Origin of the sequence: Stenotrophomonas sp. GD03930, assembly GCF_029839665.1 — a bacterium.
Classification (GTDB): Bacteria; Pseudomonadota; Gammaproteobacteria; order Xanthomonadales; family Xanthomonadaceae; genus Stenotrophomonas; species Stenotrophomonas forensis.
Genome location: NZ_JAOCAV010000004.1, coordinates 210,776 through 236,323 on the forward strand (window position 1 = coordinate 210,776; position 25,548 = coordinate 236,323).

28 protein-coding genes are annotated in these 25,548 nt (G+C 67.5%); 21 read left to right on the top strand and 7 right to left on the bottom strand.

The features are described 5' to 3' along the window. The first annotated feature begins 42 nt into the window (after positions 1-42). Positions 43-522 carry a MerR family transcriptional regulator gene (locus tag N5C18_RS19390; protein WP_164241865.1) on the top strand — a complete coding sequence of 160 codons (480 nt, stop codon included), beginning with the start codon at positions 43-45 and terminating at the stop codon, positions 520-522. Positions 523-538: 16 nt separating this feature from the next. Here the strand turns inward: N5C18_RS19390 and N5C18_RS19395 are convergent, their stop codons facing one another. Further along, the gene (locus N5C18_RS19395) at positions 539-1,750 is read right to left on the bottom strand and encodes an MFS transporter (protein WP_053450152.1); all 1,212 of its coding nucleotides are present in this window, start codon (positions 1,748-1,750) and stop codon (positions 539-541) included. 546 nt (positions 1,751-2,296) lie between these two features. Between N5C18_RS19395 and N5C18_RS19400 the strand changes: the two genes are divergently transcribed. Further along, positions 2,297-2,554, top strand: coding sequence for a YjhX family toxin (locus tag N5C18_RS19400; protein WP_040007459.1), 258 nt, complete (start codon positions 2,297-2,299; stop codon positions 2,552-2,554). 73 nt (positions 2,555-2,627) lie between these two features. Then, positions 2,628-3,134, top strand: coding sequence for an N-acetyltransferase (locus N5C18_RS19405; protein ID WP_053510293.1), 507 nt, complete (start codon positions 2,628-2,630; stop codon positions 3,132-3,134). Between the two features lie 22 nt (positions 3,135-3,156). On the opposite strand, the gene N5C18_RS19410 is transcribed toward N5C18_RS19405, so the two are convergent. The 3 genes from N5C18_RS19410 to N5C18_RS19420 form a co-directional block, all read right to left on the bottom strand. Beyond that, complete coding sequence (locus N5C18_RS19410) at positions 3,157-3,363, bottom strand: hypothetical protein (protein WP_006452125.1); 207 nt, start codon at positions 3,361-3,363, stop codon at positions 3,157-3,159. 58 nt (positions 3,364-3,421) lie between these two features. Then, a complete protein-coding gene (locus N5C18_RS19415) occupies positions 3,422-3,859 on the bottom strand; it encodes an acetyltransferase (protein WP_053510291.1) in 438 nt (145 codons plus the stop codon). 67 nt (positions 3,860-3,926) lie between these two features. Further along, a complete protein-coding gene (locus N5C18_RS19420) occupies positions 3,927-4,694 on the bottom strand; it encodes an NAD(P)H-dependent oxidoreductase (protein ID WP_053510289.1) in 768 nt (255 codons plus the stop codon). A gap of 78 nt (positions 4,695-4,772) precedes the next feature. Between N5C18_RS19420 and N5C18_RS19425 the strand changes: the two genes are divergently transcribed. The 5 genes from N5C18_RS19425 (at position 4,773) to N5C18_RS19445 (ending at position 8,688) form a co-directional block, all read left to right on the top strand. Then, positions 4,773-5,132 (top strand): helix-turn-helix domain-containing protein, encoded by a 360-nt coding sequence (locus N5C18_RS19425; protein ID WP_053510287.1) that lies wholly within the window; start codon positions 4,773-4,775, stop codon positions 5,130-5,132. A 75-nt stretch (positions 5,133-5,207) separates the two neighbouring features. Beyond that, on the top strand, positions 5,208-5,732 hold the full coding sequence (gene tadA / locus N5C18_RS19430; protein WP_133935005.1) for a tRNA adenosine(34) deaminase TadA: 525 nt from the start codon (positions 5,208-5,210) through the stop codon (positions 5,730-5,732). A 75-nt stretch (positions 5,733-5,807) separates the two neighbouring features. Next, positions 5,808-6,380, top strand: coding sequence for an oligoribonuclease (orn, locus tag N5C18_RS19435; protein WP_008268480.1), 573 nt, complete (start codon positions 5,808-5,810; stop codon positions 6,378-6,380). Between the two features lie 159 nt (positions 6,381-6,539). Then, positions 6,540-7,412, top strand: coding sequence for an EcsC family protein (locus N5C18_RS19440; protein WP_053450146.1), 873 nt, complete (start codon positions 6,540-6,542; stop codon positions 7,410-7,412). A gap of 160 nt (positions 7,413-7,572) precedes the next feature. Beyond that, positions 7,573-8,688 carry an alkene reductase gene (locus tag N5C18_RS19445; RefSeq protein WP_279945446.1) on the top strand — a complete coding sequence of 372 codons (1,116 nt, stop codon included), beginning with the start codon at positions 7,573-7,575 and terminating at the stop codon, positions 8,686-8,688. A 105-nt stretch (positions 8,689-8,793) separates the two neighbouring features. Here N5C18_RS19445 and N5C18_RS19450 read toward each other — a convergent pair whose 3' ends face one another. Both N5C18_RS19450 and ppsA read right to left on the bottom strand, forming a co-directional pair. Beyond that, the gene (locus N5C18_RS19450) at positions 8,794-9,687 is read right to left on the bottom strand and encodes a mechanosensitive ion channel domain-containing protein (protein WP_271261889.1); all 894 of its coding nucleotides are present in this window, start codon (positions 9,685-9,687) and stop codon (positions 8,794-8,796) included. 150 nt (positions 9,688-9,837) lie between these two features. Next, positions 9,838-12,216, bottom strand: a complete 2,379-nt coding sequence (ppsA, locus tag N5C18_RS19455; RefSeq protein ID WP_008267432.1) for a phosphoenolpyruvate synthase — start codon at positions 12,214-12,216, stop codon at positions 9,838-9,840. 145 nt (positions 12,217-12,361) lie between these two features. Between ppsA and N5C18_RS19460 the strand changes: the two genes are divergently transcribed. The 5 genes from N5C18_RS19460 (at position 12,362) to N5C18_RS19480 (ending at position 16,649) form a co-directional block, all read left to right on the top strand. Beyond that, positions 12,362-13,183: a pyruvate, water dikinase regulatory protein gene (locus N5C18_RS19460; RefSeq protein ID WP_006452040.1), complete on the top strand. Its 822-nt coding sequence runs from the start codon at positions 12,362-12,364 to the stop codon at positions 13,181-13,183. Positions 13,184-13,331: 148 nt separating this feature from the next. Continuing rightward, on the top strand, positions 13,332-13,841 hold the full coding sequence (locus N5C18_RS19465; RefSeq protein WP_053450142.1) for a DUF1249 domain-containing protein: 510 nt from the start codon (positions 13,332-13,334) through the stop codon (positions 13,839-13,841). A gap of 42 nt (positions 13,842-13,883) precedes the next feature. Continuing rightward, entirely contained in the window at positions 13,884-14,372 is a 489-nt protein-coding gene (locus N5C18_RS19470) for an 8-oxo-dGTP diphosphatase (protein ID WP_053450141.1), read from the top strand. Between the two features lie 162 nt (positions 14,373-14,534). Continuing rightward, positions 14,535-15,164: a DUF2239 family protein gene (locus tag N5C18_RS19475; protein WP_053511284.1), complete on the top strand. Its 630-nt coding sequence runs from the start codon at positions 14,535-14,537 to the stop codon at positions 15,162-15,164. A gap of 120 nt (positions 15,165-15,284) precedes the next feature. Next, entirely contained in the window at positions 15,285-16,649 is a 1,365-nt protein-coding gene (locus N5C18_RS19480) for an MATE family efflux transporter (protein ID WP_279945447.1), read from the top strand. A gap of 386 nt (positions 16,650-17,035) precedes the next feature. On the opposite strand, the gene N5C18_RS19485 is transcribed toward N5C18_RS19480, so the two are convergent. Continuing rightward, on the bottom strand, positions 17,036-17,686 hold the full coding sequence (locus N5C18_RS19485; RefSeq protein WP_279945448.1) for a methyltransferase domain-containing protein: 651 nt from the start codon (positions 17,684-17,686) through the stop codon (positions 17,036-17,038). Between the two features lie 345 nt (positions 17,687-18,031). Between N5C18_RS19485 and N5C18_RS19490 the strand changes: the two genes are divergently transcribed. The 8 genes from N5C18_RS19490 to N5C18_RS19525 all read left to right on the top strand — a co-directional run bounded on the left by N5C18_RS19490 (position 18,032) and on the right by N5C18_RS19525 (position 25,474). Further along, positions 18,032-18,646 (top strand): phosphatidylcholine/phosphatidylserine synthase, encoded by a 615-nt coding sequence (locus N5C18_RS19490; RefSeq protein ID WP_006452013.1) that lies wholly within the window; start codon positions 18,032-18,034, stop codon positions 18,644-18,646. A 22-nt stretch (positions 18,647-18,668) separates the two neighbouring features. After that, positions 18,669-19,763 carry a class III poly(R)-hydroxyalkanoic acid synthase subunit PhaE gene (gene phaE / locus N5C18_RS19495; RefSeq protein ID WP_279945449.1) on the top strand — a complete coding sequence of 365 codons (1,095 nt, stop codon included), beginning with the start codon at positions 18,669-18,671 and terminating at the stop codon, positions 19,761-19,763. Then, positions 19,760-20,827 (top strand): class III poly(R)-hydroxyalkanoic acid synthase subunit PhaC, encoded by a 1,068-nt coding sequence (gene phaC / locus N5C18_RS19500; protein WP_164087386.1) that lies wholly within the window; start codon positions 19,760-19,762, stop codon positions 20,825-20,827. The genes phaE and phaC overlap by 4 nt, the downstream gene beginning before the upstream one ends. 33 nt (positions 20,828-20,860) lie before the next feature. Continuing rightward, positions 20,861-21,229: a YfeK family protein gene (locus N5C18_RS19505; protein ID WP_053511285.1), complete on the top strand. Its 369-nt coding sequence runs from the start codon at positions 20,861-20,863 to the stop codon at positions 21,227-21,229. Between the two features lie 66 nt (positions 21,230-21,295). After that, the gene (locus tag N5C18_RS19510; RefSeq protein WP_006452007.1) at positions 21,296-21,499 is read left to right on the top strand and encodes a PspC domain-containing protein; all 204 of its coding nucleotides are present in this window, start codon (positions 21,296-21,298) and stop codon (positions 21,497-21,499) included. Beyond that, positions 21,496-21,948, top strand: a complete 453-nt coding sequence (locus N5C18_RS19515; protein ID WP_053511281.1) for a hypothetical protein — start codon at positions 21,496-21,498, stop codon at positions 21,946-21,948. The genes N5C18_RS19510 and N5C18_RS19515 overlap by 4 nt, the downstream gene beginning before the upstream one ends. Positions 21,949-22,663: 715 nt before the next feature. After that, on the top strand, positions 22,664-22,879 hold the full coding sequence (locus tag N5C18_RS19520) for a hypothetical protein (protein WP_006452005.1): 216 nt from the start codon (positions 22,664-22,666) through the stop codon (positions 22,877-22,879). 207 nt (positions 22,880-23,086) lie between these two features. After that, entirely contained in the window at positions 23,087-25,474 is a 2,388-nt protein-coding gene (locus N5C18_RS19525) for a Tex family protein (protein WP_279945450.1), read from the top strand. Positions 25,475-25,548 lie beyond the last annotated feature (74 nt).

Below are 25,548 nucleotides of genomic sequence, written 5' to 3' on the forward strand. Positions count from 1 at the left end.
TGATTGAAGGTCAACCGATGCCGATGTCGAGGATTCAGGCCCATGAAGATCGGTGAACTGGCGCGGCGGACGGGACTGGCCGCGTCGCGCATCCGCTTCTACGAGGATGCCGGGCTGCTGGTGGTGCAGCGCCAGGCCAACGGCTACCGCGACTACCCGGAGCAGGCGGTACTGCTGCTGGAGCTGATCATCGGCGCGCAGCGCGCCGGCTTCAGCCTGGAAGAGATCCGTGCGCTGCTGCCGCCGGACATGGGCCAGTGGCAGCACGATGCGCTGATCACGATGCTGCGGCGGAAAGTGGCCGATATCGAGGCGCTGCAACTGCGCCTTGCGCAGAGCCGGGCGCACCTGCTGGCCTTGATCGAGGATATCCAGGCGCGGCCGGACGGCATTGATTGCGCGGCCAATTCACGGCGGGTACTGGACCGCGTACAGCGTGGCGAACTGGCACGGCCCACGCTGGCAGCCGGCGATGGTGCGTTGCTGCGACCGGGCCGCCGCCGCCGCAACGGCAGCGACTGACGACCCGGCGCGATGCTCAGTGGCTGCCGGCGACGGCGTGCTTGCGCTTCCTGTCCAGCATCACCGCCACACCCCACAGCAGCAGGCCGCCGAGGGCGGTGGCGGCGCCGACGTAGCCGGTGCTGGCCGGGCTGAAGCCGGCGCTGATCGCCATGCCGCCCAGCCAGGGGCCCAGGGCATTGGCGGTATTGAACGCGGCATGGTTGGAAGCGGCGGCAAGCGTCTGTGCTTCGCCGGCCACGTCCATCAGGCGGGTCTGCAGCACCGCCGCCAGCGCGCCCATGGTGCCGACAGTGATGATCATCGGGCCGATCGTCCACACCGACTGTGCCGCCAGCGGATACAGCAACAGCATCACGATCGACCACAGCAACACCACGGCGGCGGCCTTGAAGTGGAACTTGTCCACCAGCCAGCCACCGGCGATGTTGCCGATGATCGCGCCGATGCCGAACACGCCCACCGCCAGCGGCATCCACGATTCGGCCACGCCGGTGACCTGCACCAGGGTCGGTGCCAGGTAGGTGAACACACAGAACATACCGGCGAAACCGACCGCACCGATCGCCAGCGCCAGCCACACCTGGGTGGTGTTGAAGGCGCGCAGTTCGCGCATCGGCGAGGTACGCACCTCGTCCGGATCGGGCAGCAGGAAGCGCGCGATCATCACCACGGTGGCGATGGCCAGCAGGCTGACCAGGGCGAAGGCGGTGCGCCAGCTCAGCTGCTGGCCCAGCCAGGTGGTCAGCGGATTGCCGACCAGGATCGCGATCGACAGGCCGAGCAGCACGCGCGACATCGCCTGGCCACGCTGGCCGGCGGGGCTGATCGCCGCAGCCACCAGCATCGCCACGCCGAAGTAGGCGCCATGCGGCAGGCCGGCGACGAAGCGCGCCAGCAGCATGGTGGCGTAGTTCGGCGCCAGCGCGCTGGCCAGGTTGCCGACGGCATAGAAGCCCATCAGCGCCAACAACAGCTTGCGGCGCGGGAAACTGGCGCCGACGAACGCCAGGATCGGCGCACCGACCACCACGCCGATGGCGTAGGCGCTGATCAGGTGACCGACCTGGGTTTCAGAGATCGACAGGCCCCGGCTGATCTCCAGCATCAGGCCCATGCTGGCGAACTCGCTGGTGCCGATGGCGAAGCCGCCCAATGACAGGGCGAGAATGATCAGGGTGCGCTGACGGGGCGTCAGCCGCGCAGCCAGGGAAGAGTTGGGGCTCATGCGGGGGCGCGATGGGGACGGGGAGCCGCCCATTGTACTGCTGCACCGCAGCAGTAATCAGTGCCCATGGCCAAGAATCAGCGTTTGACCGGTGGTGCCCGGGTTGCATCGGTGCCATCTGTGCCTCCCCTTCGGCTAGCACCCCTCGCGTACGCTGAGCAGCGCCATCGACGTGTGTGCCGCGTCCACCGGCTACAGTCGCCGCGGATGGCGATGTCGGCGAGCTTTACGTTGAGGTCCAGTGGGTGCTGGCGGATGCGCGCCGATGCTGCCCAGACCATCGTCGGCTCCTGCGGATGAAAGATAAATTATCGCCCAATCGCGTTGGTGCCGAGGTTGACCCGCCGCAGGCGGCTGGGTAACGTGCGCGTGCCTGCAGCACGCAGGCGCCTGCCGAGTGTGGTTTTTCATGTTGGAGATTGCCGTCATCGGATAACCCTTCCCGTGTGTCTGCCGGGAGTGGTTATCGAATGCGTGTTCCCCTGGCCGGGTGCCGCTGGCAGCCCGTGTCGTCCGCATTTCCGATTACGCAGGATCTCTTTTCCCATGAATATCTCCCGAGCGGAGCAGAGGACGTTGCACGTTCTCGCCCAGGGCGGCTGCATTGCCTTCAGCCGCGACGGCTCCGGCCGTGTCCGCAGCGTTGAATGCTTCAATCGTGAAGGCCTGTTGCTGAGCGATTGCACGCTGGCCGTCTTCAAGAAGCTGAAGAACAAGCGCCTGATCAGTTCGCATGACGGTCGTCCCTACCGCATCAACCGCGCCGGACTGGTTGCGGTGCGCCCGCAGCTGGACAATCGCTGATGCACGCCATGGCAATCCTTTTCCCTCACCGCGTACCCGCTGCCCGGGTGCGCCGCATCGATCGAGGTGCCCCTTGAACTACACCCTCCGCAATGAAGCCGCGGCCGACATCGCCGCCATCCATGCGCTGACAGCCGCAGCCTTCGCTACCGCCGAGCACAGCAGCCACACCGAACACTTCATCGTCGATGCACTGCGCGCGCGCGGCGAGCTGGCGGTTTCGCTGGTGGCAGAGGTCGATGGCGAGCGGGTTGGCCATGTCGCGATTTCGCCGGTGGCGGTCAGCGATGGCAGCAGCGGCTGGTTCGGCCTCGGTCCGATCTCGGTATTGCCTGGATGGCAAGGGCAGGGCATCGGTGCGGCGTTGATGCATGCCGCGCTTGAAGCCCTGCGCCAGCAAGGAGCACGGGGCTGCGTGCTGCTGGGCGAACCGGGCTATTACGGACGCTTCGGTTTCCGCGCCGAACCAGGCCTGATACTGCCGGGCGTGCCCGCGGAGTACTTCCAGGCCCTCTGCCTGCGCCCACCGATGGCGCAGGGCGAGGTGCAGTACTCACCGGCATTCGAGGCCACCTCCTGAGCCGGGCCTGGCGCGCTCCTGCTCAGGGCGCGCGCCAGGCGGTCGGTTCGGGTTGCGGCCTGGGAATGCGGTAGCCGCCGATATGCTCGAGCAGTTCGTTGGTGCGGCGCTGCTCGACCAGCACCTCGCGCAACAGGTTGCGCACGGCGAAGATGGCGAACGGCACCAGGATCCAGACCAGGCTGATGCCCAGCGCGAACAGGGTCAACAGGGCTTTTGCACCATCCATGCACGGCATTCCTCGATTCGAAGCGGCCACGCTAGCATGGGGCGGCTGCTGGAGAATGTCAGCCGTTGTGCCGCAGATGGATCAACGGATACGGGCGGCCCTGTGAATCCACAGGTGAGCGTCCGGTTTCGACAAAGCCCATGCGCCGGTAGAAACCCACGGCCTGCGCGTTCTGCGCGTTGACGTCGGTGCTCAGCTGCGGATGCAGGGCCAGTGCATGCTGCAGCAGCTGCCGGCCGATGCCGGTGCCACGCACGTCCGGGTCGATGAACAGTGCTTCCATGTGGCTGCCGTCGATCAGCATGAAGCCCAGCGGGCGGTCCTGTGCATCAGCGGCGACGGTCATCGGTGCCTGCGGCAGGAAGCCGGCCACTTCGGCATCGATGGCCTGGCGGTCTTCGGCGCTGAGGAAGTCGTGGGTGGCGTCGACGGCGCGACGCCACAGGTCGACGAGGGCGGCGCCGTCGTCGGCGCGCGAGGGGCGCAGGGTGGTCATGGGTCACCAAGGTGCTTCGGAAGAATGTGCAGTATGCAGATTCCGGGCAATGGCTGCAGGCGTGGATTCATTCACCGTTGCGATGGCGGATGAAGGGGCTGAACGCGGTTGCGTCCGCACGAAGCACCACGCCGTCCTCGAAGTCATCGCTGTCATTGAACGGCACGCTCGGCCATTGTTGCCAGTGCGCCAGCCGTTCGCGGTAGTTGCCGGTGGCGGCCTCCAGCGCGGCATCGTGCGCCTGCACGCGTTCGGGTGGGAGCCCGGAACGCACGCCATGCACCACATGCGGCTCCATCACCTCGAAGCCAACGTAGCGCAGGCTGTACATCAACGGCCACAGCAGCAGCCGGGTGTCGCCCTCGCGGCCGTCCACCGCGCATGCCCGCGCCGATGAGCCGGTGGTGACGCTCAGCAACGCTCGCTTGCCGCGCATCACGCCGTGCTCGTGGCGCTGCCGGCTGTTGTAGATCGGTCCGTAGACCAGCACGCGGTCCAGCCAGCCCTTCAGCATGGCCGGCGCCGCGAACCACCACAGCGGAAACTGCAGGATCAGCAGATCGGTGGCCTGCAGCAGGTGCAGGTGGTGCTGCACCTCGGCCGGCAGCTGTCCCTGTTCGGCGCTGTGGCGCTGCTCGCGCTGCGCATCGAAGGGGCCGGGCTGCAGGCGCTGCGGATGGTGACGGGCCGCTTCCAGCGGGTCGAACGCATCCGCGTACAGGTCGATCATGTCCACCTGCAGGCCTTCATGTTGCAGCTGCTCGGTTGCCTGGGCAGCCAGGTGGGCATTGAACGAGCGCGGTTCGGGATGGGCCAGCAGGATCAGGGCATGCATGCGGAAAGGGCGTGATGGAGTGTGCGACCATCCTCGCGAGGCCGGCGCACCCCGGCAATTACGCACCTTGAGGTAACCATGCCCTTTCCCGGCGATGTCTATGCGGCGGACTGCTCGGCGCGCGATGCGTTGGCGCTGATCTCCGGCAAGTGGGTGATGCTGCTGTTGCCTGCCTTGGCACAGGGACCGATGCGCAATGGCGCGCTGCTGCGGAAGATCGAAGGCCTCTCGCAGAAAGTACTGACCCAGACCCTGCGGCAACTGGAGCGCAACGGCCTGGTCGAGCGCTGCGACCGGGGCAGCAAGCCGCTGCACGTGGAGTACCGGCTGACCGAGGTCGCGCGCAGCCTGGTCGATACGCTGGCTGCGCTGGACCGTTGGGCCGAGCACAACTTCCCCGCACTGGATGCGGCCCGCGATCGCTTCGACGCGCGTTAGCGACGCCTGCACGAGCCGGGGCGTACACTATCGCCCCGGCGGCCATCCTGGCCCAGCAACGACGCGAGAACCGCCATGACCGACACCCTGGGTGTACCGGTGCACGACGCCGATGAGCACTGGATGCGCCATGCACTGGCGCTGGCCGAACGCGCGCAGCGCGAGTTCGACGAGATTCCGGTCGGGGCGGTGCTGGTCGGCGCCGATGGCCAGCTGCTGGGCGAAGGCTGGAATCTCAACATCGCCTCGCACGATCCCAGCGCGCACGCCGAGATCGTGGCCATGCGGGCGGGGGGCAGGCTGCTGGCCAATCACCGGCTGCTTGGCAGCACCCTGTACGTGACCCTGGAGCCTTGTGCGATGTGCGCGATGGCGATCGTGCATGCGCGTGTCTCGCGCCTGGTCTACGGGGCCAGCGACCCCAAGACCGGGGCGTGTGGCAGCGTGTTCGATCTGCTCGGCGACGCCCGCCACAATCACCGCGTCGAGATCCATGGCGGCGTCCTGGCCAAGGAAGCCAGCACGCGCCTGACCAATTATTTCCGTGCCAAGCGGGGCAAGCCGCCGCTGCTGCTGGAAGACCACGCCGACGAGGGCTGAACGGCGAACGGGTATGATGGGCGCCTCTTTCCCTATCCGGTAGGCCGCGCGCCTGCCCAGCAACGAGGCGACACAATGGCGGACAACGGCGCGGCCAACGAACGACTGATCTGGATCGACCTGGAAATGACCGGGCTGGATACCGATAACGATTCGATCATCGAGATTGCCACCGTGGTCACCGATGCCCAGCTCAATGTGCTGGCCGAAGGGCCGGAGTTCGCCATTCATCACCCGGTGGAAACCCTGGAGGCGATGGATGAGTGGAACCGCAACCAGCACCGCCGTTCGGGCCTGTGGCAGCGTGTGGTGGACAGCACCACCACGCTTGGCCAGGCCGAGGCGCAGACGGTGAACTTCCTGGCACAGTGGATTCCGGCTGGCCTGTCGCCGATGTGCGGCAACTCCATCTGCCAGGACCGCCGCTTCCTGCATCGCCAGATGCCGCGCCTGGAGAAGTACTTCCATTACCGCAACCTGGACGTGTCCACGGTGAAGGAACTGGCCAAGCGCTGGGCGCCGACCGTGGCCGCCGGGGTCGGCAAGAACAGCAATCACACCGCGCTGAGCGATGTGCACGACTCGATCGCCGAACTGCGCCACTACCGCCAGTTCATGGGCGCACTGTCGGGCCTGCCGACTGCTTGAACGACGCCACCGGGCATGGCCCGGCGCTACCGGGTGACACGCGAACTGGTAGTGCCGGCCGCTGGCCGGCAATTCAGCGGCCTTCGTGACGTGTATCAGGTTGCCGGCCAGCGGCCGGCACTACCCTCCGTTCAACTCCCTGGCGCTAAGATCGGCGCCATGAACGAGCCCATCCTGCTCCCCCGCGACATCGCCCACGATGCCCGCGACTGGTCCGACCTGCAGCGGGCGGTAACCCTGCTGGAAGCCCCGACCCTGACCGCGCGCATGGCCAACCTGGTCGGCACGCCGCTGGAATTCGCGGTGAAGGCGCTGCCCAAGGCGGTCTCCGGCCGTATCCATGGCGCGGTGCAGGCGGCGCTGTCCAAGTCGGCGCAGGCGGCGCTGTGGAGCATGGACAACAGCCCCGGCAAGGGCGCCTCCACGCGCTGGCACAAGCTGGCAGCGGCGACCTCGGGTGCGGTTGGCGGGGCCTTTGGCTTCGCCGCCCTGTTCATCGAGTTGCCCGTGTCGACCACCATCATGATGCGCGCGGTGGCCGACGTGGCCCGCAGCGAGGGCTTTGACCTGTCCGAGTTCAGTACCCGCCAGGCCTGCCTGGAGGTGTTCGCGCTGGGCGGCAACTCGCCGCGCGATGACGCCAGCGAGACCGGTTACTACCTGGCCCGCGGCTTCACCACCGACGTGATGCGGCACCTGTCGGCCGAACTGGCCGGGCGCGTGGTGACGGGGCGCGACCTGACCCTGGGCGTTGCGCCGAAGGAAGCCGGCAAGCTGCTGGCGAAGATGGTGGAGAAGGTGGCTGCCCGTTTCGGCGTGGTGGTCACCGAAAAGTTCGCCGCACAGGCGGTGCCGATCGTGGGTGCGGCAGCCGGTGCAACGCTCAACACCATGTTCACCGATTACTACCAGGACATGGCGCGCGGCCACTTCATCGTGCGCCGGCTGGAGCGCAAGTACGGCGAAGACGTGGTGCGCGCCTGCTACGACCGGGTGGCGCACGGTGGCGTGTTGATCGAGCCGACGCTGTAACCGGCTCGGGGGGGCAGAGCCCTTTGCGTCGCAAAGGGATCCGACCCCAGGCCAGGCCATCCTTGCCTGCCGGGCACAACTGTTTTGCCACGATGCGCCTGTTGTGCTGCGGGCTCCATCCCCATCCTTGCCGGTACTCCCCCCGCAAGAGATTGCCGCCATGCTGTTCACCCCCCACCGCCTGGGCGCCCTGACCCTGCCCAACCGCATCGTGATGCCGCCGATGACCCGCTCGCGTGCGGCAGATGGCAACGTCGCCACGGCGGAGATGGCGTCTTACTACGCGCAGCGTGCCAGCGCCGGCCTGATCGTCAGTGAAGGTACCCAGATCAGCCCGCAGGGCCAGGGCTATGCCTGGACGCCCGGCATCCACAGCGATGAGCAGGTGCAGGGCTGGCGCCAGGTGACTGATGCCGTGCATGCGGCCGGTGGTCGCATCTACGCGCAGCTGTGGCACGTCGGCCGGGTTTCGCACGTGGCCCTGCAGCCCGGGGGCGTGGCGCCGGTGTCTTCCTCGGCGTTGCTGGCCGAAGGCGTGAAGGTGTTCGTCGACCCGACCGGCGCAGGCCCGGAGGCGGGCGTGGGCGAAATGATCCAGCACTCGATGCCACGTGCACTGGCCGAGGATGAGATTCCGGGCATCATCGCCGACTACGCGCAGGCCACCCGCAATGCCCTCGCTGCCGGCTTTGATGGCGTCGAACTGCACGGCGCCAATGGCTACCTGATCAACCAGTTCATCGACTCGCAGGCCAACCAGCGCACCGACGGCTACGGCGGTGCATTGCAGAACCGGCTGCGCTTCCTGCGCGAGGTGGTGCAGGCGGTGGTGGCGGTGGCCGGTGGTGAGCGCGTCGGCGTGCGCCTGGCGCCGCTGACCACGCTGCAGGGCGCGGTGGACGATACGCCGCAGGCGACTTACCTGGCGGCCGCGCACCTGCTGGGCGAACTTGGCGTGGGCTACCTGCACATCGCCGAGGCCGACTGGGATGATGCGCCGCTGATGCCGGTCGCGTTCAAGCAGGCGCTGCGCATGGTCTACCCGGGCACGCTGATCTATGCCGGCAAGTACACCACCGAGCGCGCCGAGCAGGCGCTGTCTGAGGGCTGGGCCGACCTGATCGGCTTCGGCCGGCCGTTCATCGCCAATCCGGATCTGCCCGAGCGCCTGCGCGCGGGTGCCGAATTGAACCCACCGGACCGGGCGACGTTCTTCGGCGGTGGTGCGGTCGGGTTTACTGATTACCCGGCGCTGGAAGCGGCCGTCGAGGCCTGACGCCGATGGCCGGTCTGCGCGGTTCCTGGTAGTGCCGGCGGCTGGCCGGCATTCCCGGTGCTGCCTGTGGTGATGCCGGCCAGCGGCCGGCACTACCGTCGTGCGTCAGGGCTTGTCGCGCACCAATGCATCGGCCTCGACCACGCCGCCATCCTTGCCATGCAGGTACAGGTGCATGTCCTGCTGCGGGTACGGAATGTTGATGCCAGCCTTGTCGAAGCCCAGCTTGAGCTGTTCCAGCAGCGTGACCTTGGTGCCGAACCAGTCGGCCGACTTCACGTAGCAGCGGATGCCCAGGTTGATGGCGTGCGCGCCCAGCTCGTACACCACCACGTCCGGTACCGGCGTCTGCAGCACGCGCGGATCGGCCTTCATCAGTGCCAGCGCGGTGTCGCGCGCCAGCTGGATGTTGTCTTCGTAGCCGATGCCGATCACCAGCTCGACGCGGCGGGTCGGTTCGGCAGTGAGGTTGATGATCGGTGCCGCGGTGATCAGCGTGTTGGGAATGGTGGTGTGCTGGTTGTCCGCGCCGGTGATGACGGTCTGGAAGATGCGCACTTCGCGCACGGTGCCGGTCTGCCCGGCCACGGTCACCACATCGCCGACCCGGAACGGGCGTAGCGTCACCAGCATCACGCCCGATGCGATGTTGGACAGCGAGTCCTTCAGTGCCAGACCCACGGCCAGGCCAGCGGTGCCGAGTACGGCCAGCAGCGGGGTGATCTGCACGCCCAGCGTGCCGATCGCCAGCACCACCACGATCACCAGCGATGCGGCGTACACCACGTTGCGCAGGAAGCTGCCCAGCATCGGGTCCACGCCCATCCGCGCGGTGGCGCGCGGCATCGCATTGGACAGGCGTCGTGCCACCCACATGCCGACCAGCAGCACGACGATGGCGGCCAGCAACGGTACACCGTAGGTCTCCAGCAGGCGCTCCCAGTCGAGCGAATGGAACCAGGGCGTTGCGGCGGGGGCGGGCGCTGCTGCGGCGATCATGCGGAAGTCCTTTGCTGCGGGGGAAGTCTGCGCGGGGCAGGGCGTGCGTGGACGCCAGAAACACGAAGCCCCGCAGAGGCGGGGCTTGCGTGCAGCAGCAGTATGGGCCGACGCCGATGAACACGACGTCAGCCTGCGGCCTTCAGGGCATCAGCCGTTGGCCTTCAGCTTGGCCAGGCGCAGCCAGGTATCGACCACGGTGTCCGGGTTCAGCGACACCGACTCGATGCCTTCCTGCATCAGCCATTCGGCCAGATCCGGATGATCGGACGGGCCCTGGCCGCAGATGCCGACGTACTTGCCCTTGGCACGTGCCGACTTGATCGCCATCGACAGCAGCTTCTTCACTGCCGGGTTACGTTCGTCGAACAGGTGCGCGACGATCGACGAATCGCGGTCCAGGCCCAGGCTGAGCTGGGTCAGGTCGTTGGAGCCGATCGAGAAGCCGTCGAAGATCTCCAGGAACTCATCGGCGAGCAGTGCGTTGGACGGCACTTCGCACATCATGATGATCTTCAGGCCGTTCTCGCCCTGCTTCAGGCCGTTCTGTTCCAGTACCTCGATGACCTTGCGGCCTTCTTCCAGGGTGCGCACGAACGGAATCATGACCCACAGGTTGTCCAGGCCCATTTCGTTGCGCACGCGCAGCACGGCCTTGCACTCCAGCGCGAAGGCGGCCGAGAAGCTCGGGTCGACGTAACGGCTGGCGCCGCGGAAGCCGATCATCGGGTTCTCTTCGTGCGGCTCGTAGTTGCTGCCGCCGATCAGGTTGGCGTACTCGTTGGACTTGAAGTCCGACAGGCGCACGATCACGGCGTTCGGTGCGACCGAAGCGGTGAGGGTGGCGATGCCTTCGGCCAGGCGGTCTACGTAGAAGCTGACCGGATCACCGTAGCCGGCGATCTTCTCGTCGATCTTCTTCTTGGTCGCCGCGTCCTGGCGGTCGTACTCCAGCAGCGCGTTCGGGTGGATGCCGATGTGGCTGGCGATGATCATTTCCAGGCGGGCCAGGCCGATGCCGGCGTTCGGCAGCTGGCCGAAGTCGAAGGCACGTTCCGGGTTGGCCACGTTCATCATGATCTTCAGCGGTGCCGGTGGCATGTTGCCCAGATCGGTGGTGGTGCGTTCGAAGCCGAGCTTGCCTTCGTAGATGAAGCCGGTATCACCTTCAGCGCAGCTGACGGTGACCAGCTGGCCATCTTCGATGACCTTGGTCGCGTTGCCCGAACCGACCACGGCCGGCACGCCCAGCTCGCGCGCGATGATCGCGGCGTGGCAGGTGCGGCCACCGCGGTTGGTGACGATGGCCGAGGCGCGCTTCATCACCGGCTCCCAGTCGGGGTCGGTCATGTCGGCGATCAGCACGTCGCCCGGCTGCACGCGGTTCATGTCGTCCAGCGTCTTGACCACGCGGGCCACGCCCGAACCGATCTTGGCGCCGACGGCGCGGCCCTCGGCCAGCACGTTGCCGCCCTTCTCGGTCAGCGCGAAGCGCTCGATCTGGGTCGCGTGGCTGCGCGACTTCACCGTTTCCGGGCGCGCCTGCACGATGAACAGCTTGCCGCTGACACCGTCCTTGGCCCACTCGATGTCCATCGGGCGGCCGTAGTGCTTTTCGATGACCAGGGCCTGCTTGGACAGTTCCTGCACGTCCTCGTCGCTGATCGAGAAGGTGTTGCGCAGTTCGGCCGGGGTGTCCTCGATCCTGACGCGCTCGCCGGGGACATCCGAATACACCATGCGGATCGCCTTGCTGCCGAGCGAGCGGCGCAGGATCGCCGGCTTGCCGGCCTGCAGGGTGGGCTTGTAGACGTAGTACTCGTCCGGGTTGACCGCGCCCTGCACGACCATCTCGCCCAGGCCGAACGAAGAGGTGACGAACACCACGTCGCGGAAGCCGGACTCGGTGTCCAGGGTGAACAGCACGCCGGAGGAACCGACGCCGGAACGCACCATCAGCTGCACGCCGGCCGACAGGAACACGTCTTCATGCTTGAAGCCGTGGTGCACGCGATAGGCGATGGCGCGGTCGTTGTACAGCGAGGCGAACACTTCCTTGACCTTGTGCACGACATCGTCGGCGCCGGTGACGTTGAGGAAGGTTTCCTGCTGGCCGGCGAAGGACGCATCCGGCAGATCCTCGGCGGTGGCCGACGAGCGCACGGCCACGGCCACGTCGCCGCCGCCGTTGTCGGCGCTCAGCTGGGCGTAGGCCGTGCGGATGTCCTGGTCCAGCTGCGGCTGCAGCGGGGCATCGATCACCCAGGTGCGGATTTCCTTGCCCGCGGCGGTCAGCGCGTTGACGTCCTCGACGTCCAGCGTGGCCAGCTTGTCGAAGATGCGCTTGGACAGGTCGTTGTGCGCGATGAAGTCCTTGAAGGCTTCAGCGGTGGTGGCATAACCGCCCGGCACCGACACGCCCAGACCGGCAAGGTTGCCGATCATCTCGCCCAGCGACGAATTCTTGCCGCCTACGCGGGCCAGGTCGGCCAGACGCAGTTCGTGCAACCACAGGATGTTCTCGTTCAAGCGCGATGCTCCGTTTGGCCATCGCCCGAGGCGGGCTGGAATGGCCGCGTCCGTAGGAAGAAGCCGATATGATGCCGGGCAGACCACCGTCGGCACAAGCTTGTGCTGACGGCCTTTTTAGGCTTCGTAGGGGGTAAAAGCGCGCATGTCGACCATCCGTCCGGTGTTCTACGTTTCCGATGGAACCGGTATCACCGCTGAAACCATTGGGCATAGCCTGCTGACCCAGTTCTCCGGGTTCAGCTTCATTACCGACCGCATGTCGTTTGTCGACGACCCCGAAAAGGCGCGTGAAGCCTGTGCCCGGATCCAGGCGGCAGGGGAGCGGTACCAGGTCCGGCCGATCGTGGTGAACTCCTGCGTGGACCAGAGCCTGAGCCTGATCCTGGCCGACAGCGGGGCGCTGATGCTGGATGTGTTCGCACCGTTCATCGAGCCGCTGGAACGCGAGCTGGCCAGCCCGCGCCTGGCGCGGGTCGGCCAGGCCCACGGCATGGTCGATTTCGACACCTACCACCGCCGCATCAACGCGATGAACTTCGCCCTGACCCATGACGATGGCATCGCGGTGAACTACGACGATGCCGACGTGATCCTGGTGGCGGTGTCGCGCGCCGGCAAGACGCCTACCTGCATCTACCTGGCCCTGCATTACGGCGTGCGCGCGGCCAACTACCCGCTGACCGACGAAGACCTGGAAAGCGACCGCCTGCCGCCGCGCCTGCGCAACTACCGGCGCAAACTGTTCGGGCTGACCATCGACCCGGACCGCCTGCAGCAGATCCGCCAGGAACGGCGCCCGAATTCGCGCTACGCCAACCTGGATACCTGCAAGCGCGAGGTGGCCGCGGCCGAAGTGATGTTCCAGATGGAGCGCATTCCGACCCTGAGCACCACCCACACCTCGATCGAGGAGATTTCCAGCAAGGTGCTGGCCACGCTGGGGCTGCAGCGCGAGCTGTATTGATCCTGGTCTGGTAGAGCCGGCCGCTGGCCGGCTGGCTGATGAACCCTCGGCCGCGACGGAGGGCTGCCGGCCAGCGGCCGGCACTACCCAGGGGTTGGCTTGCACGTGTGCGCCCCCACGTTGAATCACCAACGTGTAGGATCGACCCATGGCCCACGCCTCGCCCCGCACCGAACGTATCCCCCGCCTGAGCCGGCTGAGCTGGCTCATGGGCCTGTACGCGGAAAACTACCGCCACCTGGTGCGCCTGTTCGCGCCGGCCGAGCTGGTTGCGGGCAGCTACATCTCTTCGGTGGGCGACGGCCTGGACGTGCGCCTGGACGTGATCGAATGCCACCGCTACACGGTGGAACTGCGCCTGACCTACGACCTGGCCGACCCGGTCACCGGCGAGCCCGATCCGTCGGCCTATGTGCGCCTGTACCGCGACGCGCGCCAGGCCGAGACCACCCACTGCTACGTCGGCCGCCGCTGGCAGGACACGATGGGCCTGTATCCGCCGCCGGCAGAGCTGATCAGCCACCGCATGCGGATGAACACCTTCCTCGGCAAGTGGCTGGAATACCTGGCCGAGCGCGGCCACGGCGTCGCCACCCTGCGTCGCGATTCCGACGGCATCCGCACGCCGACCGAGCGCCGCCTGTCGCTGGTGCGCTGATCGGCCATAATCCGGGGCTGACCTGCCGCTGGATGCTGCCCCATGCCGTACACCCCGATCGTCGCCACCCTGGGCTACGTGCTTTCGCCTGATCGTCGCCAGGTGCTGATGATCCACCGCAATACCCGCCCGGGAGACCACCACCTGGGCAAGTACAACGGGCTGGGCGGCAAGATCGAAGCGGACGAGGACGTGGCCGCGAGCATGCGCCGCGAGATCCAGGAGGAGGCCGGCATCGACTGCACCGGCATGCGCCTGCGCGGCACCATCAGCTGGCCCGGCTTCGGCAAGCACGGCGAGGATTGGCTCGGCTTCGTGTTCGTCATCGATGGCTTCGAAGGTACTCCGCACGGTGGCAACCATGAAGGCACGCTGGAGTGGGTGGAGCTGGACAAGCTGGACACGCTGCCGATGTGGGAGGGCGACCGCAATTTCCTGCCGCTGGTGTTCGATGCCGACCCGCGCCCTTTCCACGGCGTGATGCCGTACAAGGACGGCCGCATGGTGAGCTGGTCCTTCAGCCGGCTGTAACCCGGCGAATCGGGTGGGTGCCGACCTTTCGGGTGGGTGCCAACCCTTCTGGTGGATGCCAACCTTGGTTGGCACGCTCTTCCGGCCAATTAATACCCGGACAATATTGACAGTCACAAATTACCCGGGCAATATTTGCGCATCGCCTCCGATGCCCTTGCCATGCCTGCGTCCCGACTTCCTCCGTTCAGCTGTTTCGACGGCCATCGCCTGGTGGCGTCCGGTACCCCGGAAGTCGCCGCGTTGGCGCTGAAACAGCTGCGCGCCGACAACGCCGCCGGTCCGCTGCTGGTGTTCGACAACGCCACCGGCCGCACCCGCGATTTCGATACGCGCGGCACGGATGCGCAGCTGCTGGCGCGGGTGGCCGAGGCGTTCCCGCCGGCCGTGGAAGCGGATCCGGAAACCCCGTTCGACGATACACCTGCAATCCCACGCGGCCGCGGTCGACCCAAGCTGGGCGTGGTTGCCCGCGAAGTGACACTGCTGCCGCGCCATTGGGCGTGGCTGGCCGAACAGCCGGGCGGGGCCTCGGTGGTGCTGCGCAGGCTGGTGGAATCGGCCAGCCGTGCCGGCGCGGACAGGGACCGGCAGCGCCGGAACAGCGAGCGTGCCTATCACTTCCTGCAGACCATCGGCGGCGACCTGCCGGGCTTCGAGGACGCCATCCGCCTCCTGTTCGCGCATGACCGCGCGGGTTTTGAAACGGCATTGCATGCGTGGCCCGACGACGTGCGCACGCATGCCCTGCGCCTGGCGTTCGATGACCCTGCCGGCATTGCCGACGGCTGAAACACCCCGCGCTCGCTGAGCGACCGCTTCACCTGATCGCGGGCCACGGCCCGTTCCCTTCGTGCGCGCTCTTTGCTGGCTGAAACGCCGGGCAGGGCAGCGCCTTGCCCAGAGACTCCGATGAACCCTCCTGCATCTGCTGCTGCGCCGGTTGCGCAGCCGCTGTGGCGCACCTATCTGACCCTGCTGCTTCCGATGCTGCTGACCAATGCGCTGCAGTTGGCCGCAGGCACACTGGACAACATCTATCTGGGGCACCTGCTTGGCACGCAGGCCGTGGCCGCCGCCGCCGCATTCTTCCCGGCTTTTTTCCTGCTGCTGGCGCTGGTGATGGGCCTGGCGACCGGTGCGATGGTGCTGATCGGCCAGGCCTGGGGCGCCGGTCGGCCACACCAGGCGCGAGCGGTGGCAGGCAGCGCGGTGGCGCTGGTGCTGTCGCTGTCGGTGCTGGTGATGGCGGTGGGCGGCCTCTTCGCGCCGCAGCTGCTGGCAGCACTGGGTACGCCGGCACCGATCCTGGACGAGGCCATCGCCTATGCGCGCGTGTTGTTGCTGGGGGCGCCGGCCTTCTTCCTGCTGTGGCTGGCGACCGCCGTAAGCCGCGCGGTGGGCGATGCGAAGACGCCATTGCACGCGCTGCTGCTGGCCACAGGGGTGGGACTGTTGTGCACGCCACTGCTGATCCTGGGCTGGGCCGGCCTGCCGCGGCTGGGTGCGGCCAGTGCGGCGGTCTCGGCGGTGTTCGCTTCGCTGCTGGCCCTGGTCTGGTTGCTGTGGCGCTGGCATCGTCTGGCACACCCGTTGGCACCGGGCCACGATCTGCTGCGCGCTATCCGTTTCGATCGGGGGCTGATCCGCTCGATGCTGCACATCGGCGTACCGTCTTCGCTGCAGATGTTCAGCCTGGCCATTGCCGAGATTGTGTTGCTGGGCTGGATCAACCGCTACGGCTACACGGCCACGGCGGCCTACGGTGCGGTCAACCAGTTGATGAGCTGGGTGCAGTTGCCAGCCATGTCGCTGGGCATCACCGCCACCATCCTTGCGGCCCACGCGATGGGCGCGGGGCGTGCGGCGCGGTTGCCGGCCATCGCCCGCACCGGCGTGCTGCTGGGGCTGGCGTTGCTGGCGGCGGTGGTGATGCTGGTGATGGCATTGGCGCCCTGGCTGAGCGGCCTGATCCTGGCGGCGCCGGAGGTGCGCGAACTGGCCGCGCTGCAGCTGCGTACGGTGGTCTGGGGCGTGCTGGCAATGGGGGTTGCCGGGGTGCTGGTTGGGGTGATGCGCGGCAGCGGCACGGTTTTGCTGCCAGCGTTGCTGGGCATGTCGGCGGTGTTGCTGGTGGAACTGCCGCTGGCGATGTGGCTGCAGGCGCGGCATGGGCTGGCCGGGCTGTGGTGGGCGTGGCCGCTGGGATTGCTGGCGATGCTGGTGATGCAGGTGTTCTGTTTCGCGCGTTGGCGGCGACGGGTGCAAGGCGGGTAATACCGACCGCTGGCCGGCAACCCGTAACGTTCCGGGCAGCCGGCCAGCGGCCGGCTCTACCACGCGGTCGGATCACAGTCGTTGCGGCGGCTGCGGTGGGCCGGCCACTGGTGATGCAGGTGTTCTGTGTTGCTCGCTGGCGACGGGTGCAGGTTGGGTAGTGCCGGCCGCTGGCCGGCAACGCGGAACGGTCGGGGCAGCCGGCCAGCGGCCGGCTCTACAACGCGGTCGGATCACAGTCGTTGCGGCGGCTGCGCTGGGCCGGCCACTGGTGATGCAGGTGTTCTGTGTTGCTCGCTGGCGACGGGTGCAGGTTGGGTAGTGCCGGCCGCTGGCCGGCAACGCGGAACGGTCGGGGCAGCCGGCCAGCGGCCGGCTCTACAACGTCAGCGCCGCTGTGCCAGCAGCAGATGGAAGTGCTTTTCGCGGGCCTGGCCATCGTTGCCGGGCGCGGTTTCGCGGTGGCTGCGCCAGGCAGAAACGCCGAACCCGGCGACACGCAGCGCCAGCTCCACTGCATCCAGCTCGTGCAGCTGGAAATCGGCGGTGAACGGCAGGCTGCGCATGAAGGTGGCATCGCCGAAGGCCAGGCATAGCCGGCCACCCCGACGCACGACCCGTGCCAGTTCGCCCAGCACCGGCGCCAGGTCTGGCCAGAAGTACAGGGTGTTGACGGCCAGTGCCGCGTCCATCGCGGCATCGGCGATCGGCAGGGCATGGGCGTCGCCATGGCGCATCCCGGCCCGCTCGGCCAGCCCGGCGGCGACGAGCTGCCGGTTGCCGGCCTCGACCATGGCGCTGGACAGTTCGATGCCCAGGTAGCGGCTGTCGCTGGCCTGCAGAAGCAGCGGCGCAAACGCAGCGTTGCCGGGGCCGATCTCCAGCACCCGTTCGCCTGAGGTCACCGCCAGCAGGCCGATCGCGGCCCGGTTGAGCGCGCCATTGCTGCGGTTCATCGATTCGGCCACAGCCTGTGCGGCGTCGCCGTGGGGGTGCCGCAGCTGCGCGGCCAGGGTGGAAGCATCCAGCATCATCATCGTCCGTCGCGGGAATCTGGACGTGGCGGCGGCGGGGTCCGCCGACGACCATAGCGCTGCCTTCGCAGCTTGGGAAGTAGGGGAACCCCGCTTCAGGGTGATGAGGAAATGTCCAGCGTCGCAGTCGGTGAGATCTGGTTGTCCACAGGGGGTGTGGATTACGCGTGGGCAACTTTGTGGATAAGCGGCGACAGGCGCCACCCCCCTAGGCTGTCAAGATGGGTGGCGAAAAATTCACCGCCGGTGAGGACAGGTGAGGGAGCGGTGAAGGATCGGCGCGGCCAGTGCTGTCGCCAGCGGCGGCGCTCGCGGTAACCTGTCGGCCTTGATGCTCCGTGAGACCCCATGAAACGTCACTTCTCGATGCTGCGCGAATTCCAGCTGGCCGACTGGTTCACCCTGGCCAATGCTTTCTGCGGCACCGGTGCGGTGTTCGCCGCTATGCGCTTCCTGCAGGACGGCGAGCGCGGCTACCTGATGTTCGGCATGGCGCTGATCCCGCTGGCCTTCATCTTCGACGCGCTGGACGGGCGCATCGCGCGCTGGCGCAAATCCAGCTCCACCCTGGGCCGCGAGCTGGATTCGCTGTCGGACGTGATCTCCTTCGGTGTGGCCCCGGCCGCACTGGCCTATGCCTGTGGCATGCAGGGCGGGTGGGACTGGCTGGTGCTGAGCTATTTCGTCTGCTGCGGCGTCAGCCGCCTGGCGCGCTACAACGTCACCGCCGAGGCAATGACGGGCGACGAGGGCAAGGTCACGTATTTCGAGGGCACCCCGATCCCGACCAGCCTGGTACTGGTGATCGTGCTGGCGATCGCGGCAGGCACCGGCGCCATCGGCCAGGAAATCTGGTTCGGCCAATGGCAGATCGGCCCGTGGCAGCTGCACCCGATGGTGCTGCTGTTCGCCCTGTCCGGGTCGCTGATGATCAGCAAGACCCTGCGTATTCCCAAGCCATGACCCAGCCTTGCGGAGGCCTGCGATGACCAGCTCGGCCCACGATGCCGGCAGCAGCGATTTCGAAGCCCTGGCCCGGCAGTACTTCGGCGCCTGGGGAGATGCCCTGCGCCACGCGGCGACGCCTGGCGCCCCGGCTGGCGATGGCCCGGGCAGCTGGCAGCGGCTGTTCGACGGGTGGGGCCAGCTGCTGCCCGAACAGGGGCCGGGCGCGCCGGAAGACGCGGTGCGCCGGTTCCGCGAACAGGCCGGTAGCTGGTACGGCACCATGCAGGACGTGGCCGCGCGATTCGCCGGCCGCGACGCCAGCAGCGCCGACGTGGCCCAGGCCTGGCGCGAGGCGGTGCAGGGGCAGGGCGATGGCATGCTGCAATGGATGCTGCAGGGCGCTCGTGGCAGCACCCACGCCGGCGCCGCCGTGCCCGAATTCGCCGCCTGGCTGCAGCAGTTCCAGCTGCAGGCGGGCCCATGGCTGCAGAGCCCGGCGTTTGGTCCGGGCCGTGAGCACCAGGCGCGCTGGCAGGCGCTGCTGCGCGCGCAGGAGGAATACCAGCAGCATTCGCGCGCTTACGTCGAGCAGATCAAGCAGGCGCTGGACGAGGCCTTCGCGTTGTTCGAGCAGCGCCTGGCCCAGCACGAGCAGCCCGGCAGCCAATTGACCAGCGCCCGCGCGATGTTCGACCTGTGGATCGAAGTAGCCGAAGAGGCCTACGCCAAGGTCGCCATATCCGAGCCGTTCCAGCAGGTGTATGCCTCGCTGGGCAACGCACAGATGCGCCTGCGCGCCGGCCTGCAGCGCGAGGTGGAACAGATGAGTGAGCGCGTCGGCCTGCCGACCCGCAGCGAGATGGACGCCGCGCACCGCCGCATCGCCGAGCTGGAGCGCAGCCTGCGTCGACTGCAGGCGCAGGTGGCGGTGCTGGCGGGTACCGCCACCGTGGATCCCGTGGCGCAGCCGGCCCCGGCGAAAGTGAAGCCGGCCGCGCGCAAGGCGGTGAAGAAGGCCGCACCTGCCAACAAGGCGGCCCCCAGCAAGGCGCCTGCAAAAAAAGTGCCCGCAAGGAAGGCGCCTGCGAAGAAGGCCGCCGCCCGCACCTCGTCACGGACGCGTGACCGATGAAGGGACCGCTGGGCTTCAACGCCGACGACCTGATGCAGGAAACCCTGGCCATGCAGCGCAAGCTGCTGGAAGGGCTCACGCTGCTGCCGCAGGTGGAGGACGTGGATTATGGCGTGACCGCCCGCGAGGAAGTCTGGCGCGACGGCAAGGTGGTGCTGTACCGCTTCGTCGGCGAACAGGCGCCGACCCGGCGCACGCCGTTGCTGATTGTCTACGCGCTGGTCAACCGGCCGTACATGGTCGATCTGCAGGCCGATCGCTCACTGGTGCAGAAGCTGCTGGCGCTGGGCCAGGACGTGTACGTGCTGGACTGGGGCTACCCGGACCGCTCCGAGCGCTTCCAGACCCTGGAGGATTATCTGCTGCGCTATGTCGATGGCGCGGTGGACGTGCTGCGCCAGCGCAGTGGTGGACCGGTGGACCTGCTCGGCATCTGCCAGGGCGGCGTGTTCGCGCTGTGCTACGCCGCGCTGCGCCGGCACAAGCTGGGCAAGCTGATCACCATGGTCACCCCGGTCGATTTCCAGACCGCCGACAACATGCTCTCGCACTGGGCGCGGCAGGTGGACGTGGACCTGCTGGTCGACACGCTGGGCAACATCCCGGCCGATCTGATGAATGCCAGCTACCTGATGCTCAAGCCGTTCCGCCTGAACGTGCAGAAGTACGTGGGCCTGCTCGACATCCTCGATGACAAGGCCGCGCTGGAGGATTTCCTGCGCATGGAGAAGTGGATCTTCGACTCACCGGATCTGGCAGGCGAAGCGTTCCGTGACTTCATCAAGCAGTTCTACCAGGGCAATGGATTGGTGAACGGCACGGTGCGGATCGGCGAGGAGGCGGTGGACCTGTCGCAGGTGACCTTGCCGGTGCTGAACATCTACGCCGAGCAGGACCATCTGGTGCCGCCGGATGCGTCGCGTGCGATGCGCGGGCGTCTGGGCACCGAGGACTACACCGAGTCCAGTTTCCGCGGCGGCCATATCGGTATTTACGTGTCCGGTCGCGCACAACGCGAAGTGCCGGCCACGATCGATGGCTGGCTGAAGGCTCGCGACCTGTAGAGTCGAGCTTGCTCGACTGCCCTTGGGGGGATGATGACGTACCGGATTTCGTTGATTCTTGCCGCACTGCTGGCGGCACCCCTGGCCCACGCCGCCCCCGGCCCGCAGGCGCAACGCGAGATCGCCCAGTTGATCTCCAGCCTCGACGGTTCGCAGTGCCGGTTCCAGCGCAATGGCAGCTGGTACGACGGCAGCGATGCGCGCGCGCACCTGCAGCGCAAGTACGACTACCTGCTGAAGAAGGACATGGTCGACAGCGCCGAGCAGTTCATCGAGCGCGCGGCCAGCCAGAGCAGCATGAGCGGCAAGCCCTATCGCATCCAATGTCCCGGGCAGCCTGAACAGACGGCTGCGGCCTGGTTCGGCGCCCGCCTGCAGGCCCTGCGCCAACGCGCGCCGTAGACATGGCCGGGGTGTAGAGTCGAGCCGCGCTCGACTGCGCTTTCTGGTTCCCGAGGAGATGCCACCATGAACACCACACCACGCACGCTGTCGCGTTCACTGAACGACCGCATGATTGCCGGCGTGATGGGTGGCATTGCCCATCGCTTTGGCTGGAACGCCACACTGGTACGGATCGTGTTCGTGCTGGTCTCGATCGGCTCGGCGGCCTTCCCCGGCATCCTGGTCTACCTGATCCTGTGGCTGCTGATCCCGAACGAGGCCGATTGAACGCCGCCTCCCGGCCCTGGCCACTCTGGCTGCGCGCGCTGCAGGTGCTGGGCGCGGTGTGGACGCTGCCCAATACGCTGATCGGCCTGATCGGTGGCCTGGCGGGCCTGCTGGGTGGGGCGACGCTGCGCTGGAGCGCCCGCGACTGTGCACTCATCTTCGATCACTGGCCGTGGGGGCCGGGCGGGGCGATCACGCTGGGCAATGTGATCCTGCATACCGGGCACGACCTGGGCATGTCCTGCCGCACCTATGCGCATCAGGCCGGGTGGGGCGTGGAGCCGCTGATCCGGCTGGACGACCACGAGCGCGCGCACGTCTACCAGTATCTGGTGCTGGGGCCGCTGTACCTGCCGGTGTACCTGCTCTGCGGCGGGGTGAGCGCGCGCAATCCGTTCGAGCGCGCGGCGGATCATTACGCCCGGTTCGGGCAGGGTTGGTGGCCGTAGGTTTCCAGCCAACGGCGCAGCCCCTCGTGGCTTGGTCGCGGAATCCCTGCTTCCTGGGGGCTGGCCGGGTGGGTGGGGCTGGCGGGGACGCCGTGAACCCATCCATGGGGGCTTAGCCGCGGCATCCATGCCGCGGATACCCCGCCACCCCCACCCACCCGGCCGCTGACAGTTTCCGTGCGCGTCCAGCCACGGAAAAGAAAAAAGAAAATCAAAAGCAAAAGCGGCCTGGCCGGCTGCTTTGTTGCTTCCTGTAGAGCCAAGCGATGCCCGGCTCACGAGCAAGCGCAGCGCGCGACCCGCTTTTGCTGTTCTTTTTCTTCTCCGTGGGTGGACGCGCCCGGAAACTGTCAGGGGGCAGTCGGGGTGGGTTCGCGGGACCGTTGGCGCCATGGATGGCGCCATCGAGCCCCCATGGACGGGTTTACGGCGTGTCCCGCGAACCCACCCCGACCGACCCAATCACATGAAACGCATTCTGCGACCAAGCCACGAGGGGCTGCGCCGTTGGCGGGAATCCCCCGCGGATTCGTTAGCCGGAAGTTAAAGATCCGTAAGCATTCTGCTGCGATCCCGCAGTCATCTGCATGCAACCGATCGTCATTAGCCTTCGTGACGTTCCAGTCAGGTTCGACGCGGTAAGCTCTCCCTCGATGAGCTCGCAGCATCGCTCATCGAGTGCAGTACGCAGTAGCAATTTGGAGGAATACATCACATGGCAATCGTTCTTTATGTCGGTGGTAGCAAGGATGGCGAGAAGGGCGTGGTGCCCTACGGCTTCAGCAAATCCCGCGCCGACACCGCGCTGGGGCCGGAGTTCTACACGGAGCGGTTCATGGAACTGCAGGGTGTCGGCAAGGTCCGCCTGATGGCCCTGGAAAGCATGCGTGACGACATCGTCATGCAGCGCGCCGCCCGCCACTACCGCTGACCTTCGCAACACGCGGCAGGGCGCGCCCACCATCGTGCGCCCGCGCCGGCATCCCAGCCCAGGGCCGGTCCGAGCCCTCTCTCCGCCAGGATGCCGGCGTCCACTCCGGGTACGCCGCTGAACCTCGCCGCCTGTCAATGCCTTGTCCGGCTCCGTCGTCGGTTGCCAGAATGGGGTCTTCCCGTAACGCGGCACAGACCTGAAGCAATGCACGACGCCAAGAACGCCCAGAGCGCGCTCGCCCAGCAGATCGCCCAGACCATCGCCGACGAGATCGGTGCCCAGTCGGCCCAGGTACGTGCCGCCGTCGGCCTGCTCGACGAGGGCGCCAGCGTTCCGTTCATCGCGCGCTACCGCAAGGAAGTGACCGGGGGCCTGGATGACACCCAGCTGCGCAACCTGGAAGTGCGCCTGACCTACCTGCGCGAACTGGAAGACCGGCGCGCGGCGGTGCTGGCCAGCATCGGCGAGCAGGGCAAGCTCAGCGACGAGCTGCGCAACGACATCCTGGCGGCCGATACCAAGAGCCGTCTGGAAGACCTGTACCTGCCGTACAAGCCCAGGCGCCGTACCCGCGCGCAGATCGCCCGCGAGGCCGGGCTAGAGCCGCTGGCCGATGGCCTGCTGGACGATCCGACGCAGGACCCGCAGGTGTTTGCTGCCAGCTTCGTCGATACCGACAAGGGCGTGGCCGATACCAAGGCCGCGCTGGAGGGCGCGCGCGCGATCCTGATGGAGCGCTGGGGCGAGGACGCCGCGCTGGTGGGTGAGCTGCGCACCTGGCTGGGCGAAACAGGGGTGATCCGCGCCCGCGTGGCCGAGGGCAAGGAAACCGAAGGCGCCAAGTACCGCGACTATTTCGAGCATGCCGAGGCACTGGCGAAGATCCCGTCGCACCGGTTGCTGGCGCTGTTCCGTGCGCGGCGCGAGGAAATCCTGTTCCTGGAGCTGGACCCGGGCAACGATGCCGAGGTCGGCCACCAGTACGCCGAAGGGCGCGTGGCGCGCAAGGCCGGCATCGCCGACCAGGGCCGAGCCGCTGACCGCTGGCTGCTGGATGCCTGCCGCCTGACCTGGCGCGCCAAGCTGCACACCCACCTGTTGCTGGACCTGTTCAACCAGGCCCGCGAGAAGGCCGAAGCCGAGGCCATCGCAGTCTTCGGCGACAACCTCAAGGATCTGCTGCTGGCCGCGCCGGCCGGCCCGAAGACCGTGCTGGGCCTGGACCCGGGCATCCGCACCGGCTGCAAGATCGCCGTGGTCGACGCCACCGGCAAGCTGGTCGCGACCGACACCATCTACCCGCACGAGCCGCGCCGGCAGTGGGACCAGTCGCTGCAGACGATCAAGCAGCTGTGCGCCAAGCACAACGTGGAACTGATCGCGATCGGCAACGGCACCGCCAGCCGCGAGACCGACAAGCTGGCCGGTGAAGCGATCAAAGCGGCCGCCAACCCGAAGCTGCAGAAGGTGGTGGTCAGCGAGGCCGGCGCGTCGGTGTACTCGGCGTCCGAGTTCGCCGCCAGGGAATTCCCGGGCCTGGATGTGTCGCTGCGCGGCGCAGTGTCGATCGCGCGCCGACTGCAGGATCCGCTGGCCGAACTGGTCAAGATCGAACCCAAGGCGATCGGCGTGGGCCAGTACCAGCACGACGTGGACCAGTACCGCCTGGCGCGGGCGCTGGATGCGCGGGTCGAGGATTGCGTGAACGCCGTTGGCGTCTACGTGAACACGGCCTCGGCGGCGCTGCTGTCACGCGTGTCCGGCCTGTCGGCCACGGTGGCCGAGAACATCGTCCGCCATCGGGACGACAACGGCCCGTTCAAGCGCCGCAAGGACCTGCTGAAGGTCGCGCGCCTGGGCGAAAAGACCTTCGAGCAGTGCGCCGGCTTCCTGCGCATCGCCGATGGCGACCAGCCGCTGGATGCCTCGGCGGTGCACCCGGAAGCCTACCCGGTAGTGGAGCGCATCGTGGCCAGCACCGCGCGGCCGATCAAGGCGCTGATCGGCGACGGCAGCTTCCTGCGTGGGCTGAAGGCCGAGCAGTTCACCGATGCCACCTTCGGCGTGCCGACCGTGCGCGACATCCTCAAGGAACTGGAGAAGCCGGGTCGTGACCCGCGCCCCGAGTTCAAGGCGGCGCGTTTCGCCGAGGGCGTGGAGGACATCAAGGATCTGCGCGAAGGCATGGTGCTGGAAGGCGTGGTCAGCAACGTGGCGGCCTTTGGGGCCTTTGTCGATATCGGCGTGCACCAGGACGGCCTGATCCACATCTCGGCGCTGTCCGATACGTTCGTGAAAGACCCGCGTGACGTGGTCAAGGCCGGCGACATCGTCAAGGTGAAGGTGCTGGAGGTGGACGTGGCGCGCAAGCGCATCGCCCTGACCCGGCGCCTGGACGACACCCCCGGCCAGGCCACCAGCCGCCCGGGCCAGCGCGACGAGCGCGGCCAGGGGCAGCGGCCGCGCCGTGACGTGGGCGGCCAGAACCGTGGGCCGAACCGCGGCCAGGGCAATGGCGGCCGCCCCGGCCCGTCGGCAGCACCGGCCAACAATGCCCTGGCCGAAGCCTTCGCCCGCGCCAAGCGCAGTTGAGGATCGTGGCCCCCGTCACGGTTGATCCGGGGCGGGGGGCTTGTCGGTTTTCCCCGTGATTGCGCACACTGGCG

Bases quoted from the DNA above. Each gene is read 5' to 3' on its own strand.
- N5C18_RS19505 (WP_053511285.1), top strand. From the start codon at position 20,861: ATGACGTACCGGATTTCGTTGATTCTTGCCGCACTGCTGGCGGCACCC.
- N5C18_RS19475 (WP_053511284.1), top strand. From the start codon at position 14,535: ATGCCTGCGTCCCGACTTCCTCCGTTCAGCTGTTTCGACGGCCATCGC.
- N5C18_RS19410 (WP_006452125.1), bottom strand. From the start codon at position 3,363: ATGGATGGTGCAAAAGCCCTGTTGACCCTGTTCGCGCTGGGCATCAGC.
- N5C18_RS19425 (WP_053510287.1), top strand. From the start codon at position 4,773: ATGCCCTTTCCCGGCGATGTCTATGCGGCGGACTGCTCGGCGCGCGAT.
- N5C18_RS19470 (WP_053450141.1), top strand. From the start codon at position 13,884: ATGCCGTACACCCCGATCGTCGCCACCCTGGGCTACGTGCTTTCGCCT.
- tadA (WP_133935005.1), top strand. From the start codon at position 5,208: ATGACCGACACCCTGGGTGTACCGGTGCACGACGCCGATGAGCACTGG.
- N5C18_RS19395 (WP_053450152.1), bottom strand. From the start codon at position 1,750: ATGAGCCCCAACTCTTCCCTGGCTGCGCGGCTGACGCCCCGTCAGCGC.
- N5C18_RS19465 (WP_053450142.1), top strand. From the start codon at position 13,332: ATGGCCCACGCCTCGCCCCGCACCGAACGTATCCCCCGCCTGAGCCGG.
- N5C18_RS19460 (WP_006452040.1), top strand. From the start codon at position 12,362: ATGTCGACCATCCGTCCGGTGTTCTACGTTTCCGATGGAACCGGTATC.
- N5C18_RS19400 (WP_040007459.1), top strand. From the start codon at position 2,297: ATGAATATCTCCCGAGCGGAGCAGAGGACGTTGCACGTTCTCGCCCAG.
- N5C18_RS19440 (WP_053450146.1), top strand. From the start codon at position 6,540: ATGAACGAGCCCATCCTGCTCCCCCGCGACATCGCCCACGATGCCCGC.
- N5C18_RS19450 (WP_271261889.1), bottom strand. From the start codon at position 9,687: ATGATCGCCGCAGCAGCGCCCGCCCCCGCCGCAACGCCCTGGTTCCAT.
- N5C18_RS19445 (WP_279945446.1), top strand. From the start codon at position 7,573: ATGCTGTTCACCCCCCACCGCCTGGGCGCCCTGACCCTGCCCAACCGC.
- N5C18_RS19510 (WP_006452007.1), top strand. From the start codon at position 21,296: ATGAACACCACACCACGCACGCTGTCGCGTTCACTGAACGACCGCATG.
- N5C18_RS19525 (WP_279945450.1), top strand. From the start codon at position 23,087: ATGCACGACGCCAAGAACGCCCAGAGCGCGCTCGCCCAGCAGATCGCC.
- phaC (WP_164087386.1), top strand. From the start codon at position 19,760: ATGAAGGGACCGCTGGGCTTCAACGCCGACGACCTGATGCAGGAAACC.
- N5C18_RS19415 (WP_053510291.1), bottom strand. From the start codon at position 3,859: ATGACCACCCTGCGCCCCTCGCGCGCCGACGACGGCGCCGCCCTCGTC.
- N5C18_RS19390 (WP_164241865.1), top strand. From the start codon at position 43: ATGAAGATCGGTGAACTGGCGCGGCGGACGGGACTGGCCGCGTCGCGC.
- N5C18_RS19485 (WP_279945448.1), bottom strand. From the start codon at position 17,686: ATGATGATGCTGGATGCTTCCACCCTGGCCGCGCAGCTGCGGCACCCC.
- N5C18_RS19480 (WP_279945447.1), top strand. From the start codon at position 15,285: ATGAACCCTCCTGCATCTGCTGCTGCGCCGGTTGCGCAGCCGCTGTGG.
- orn (WP_008268480.1), top strand. From the start codon at position 5,808: ATGGCGGACAACGGCGCGGCCAACGAACGACTGATCTGGATCGACCTG.
- phaE (WP_279945449.1), top strand. From the start codon at position 18,669: ATGACCAGCTCGGCCCACGATGCCGGCAGCAGCGATTTCGAAGCCCTG.
- N5C18_RS19420 (WP_053510289.1), bottom strand. From the start codon at position 4,694: ATGCATGCCCTGATCCTGCTGGCCCATCCCGAACCGCGCTCGTTCAAT.
- N5C18_RS19520 (WP_006452005.1), top strand. From the start codon at position 22,664: ATGGCAATCGTTCTTTATGTCGGTGGTAGCAAGGATGGCGAGAAGGGC.
- N5C18_RS19490 (WP_006452013.1), top strand. From the start codon at position 18,032: ATGAAACGTCACTTCTCGATGCTGCGCGAATTCCAGCTGGCCGACTGG.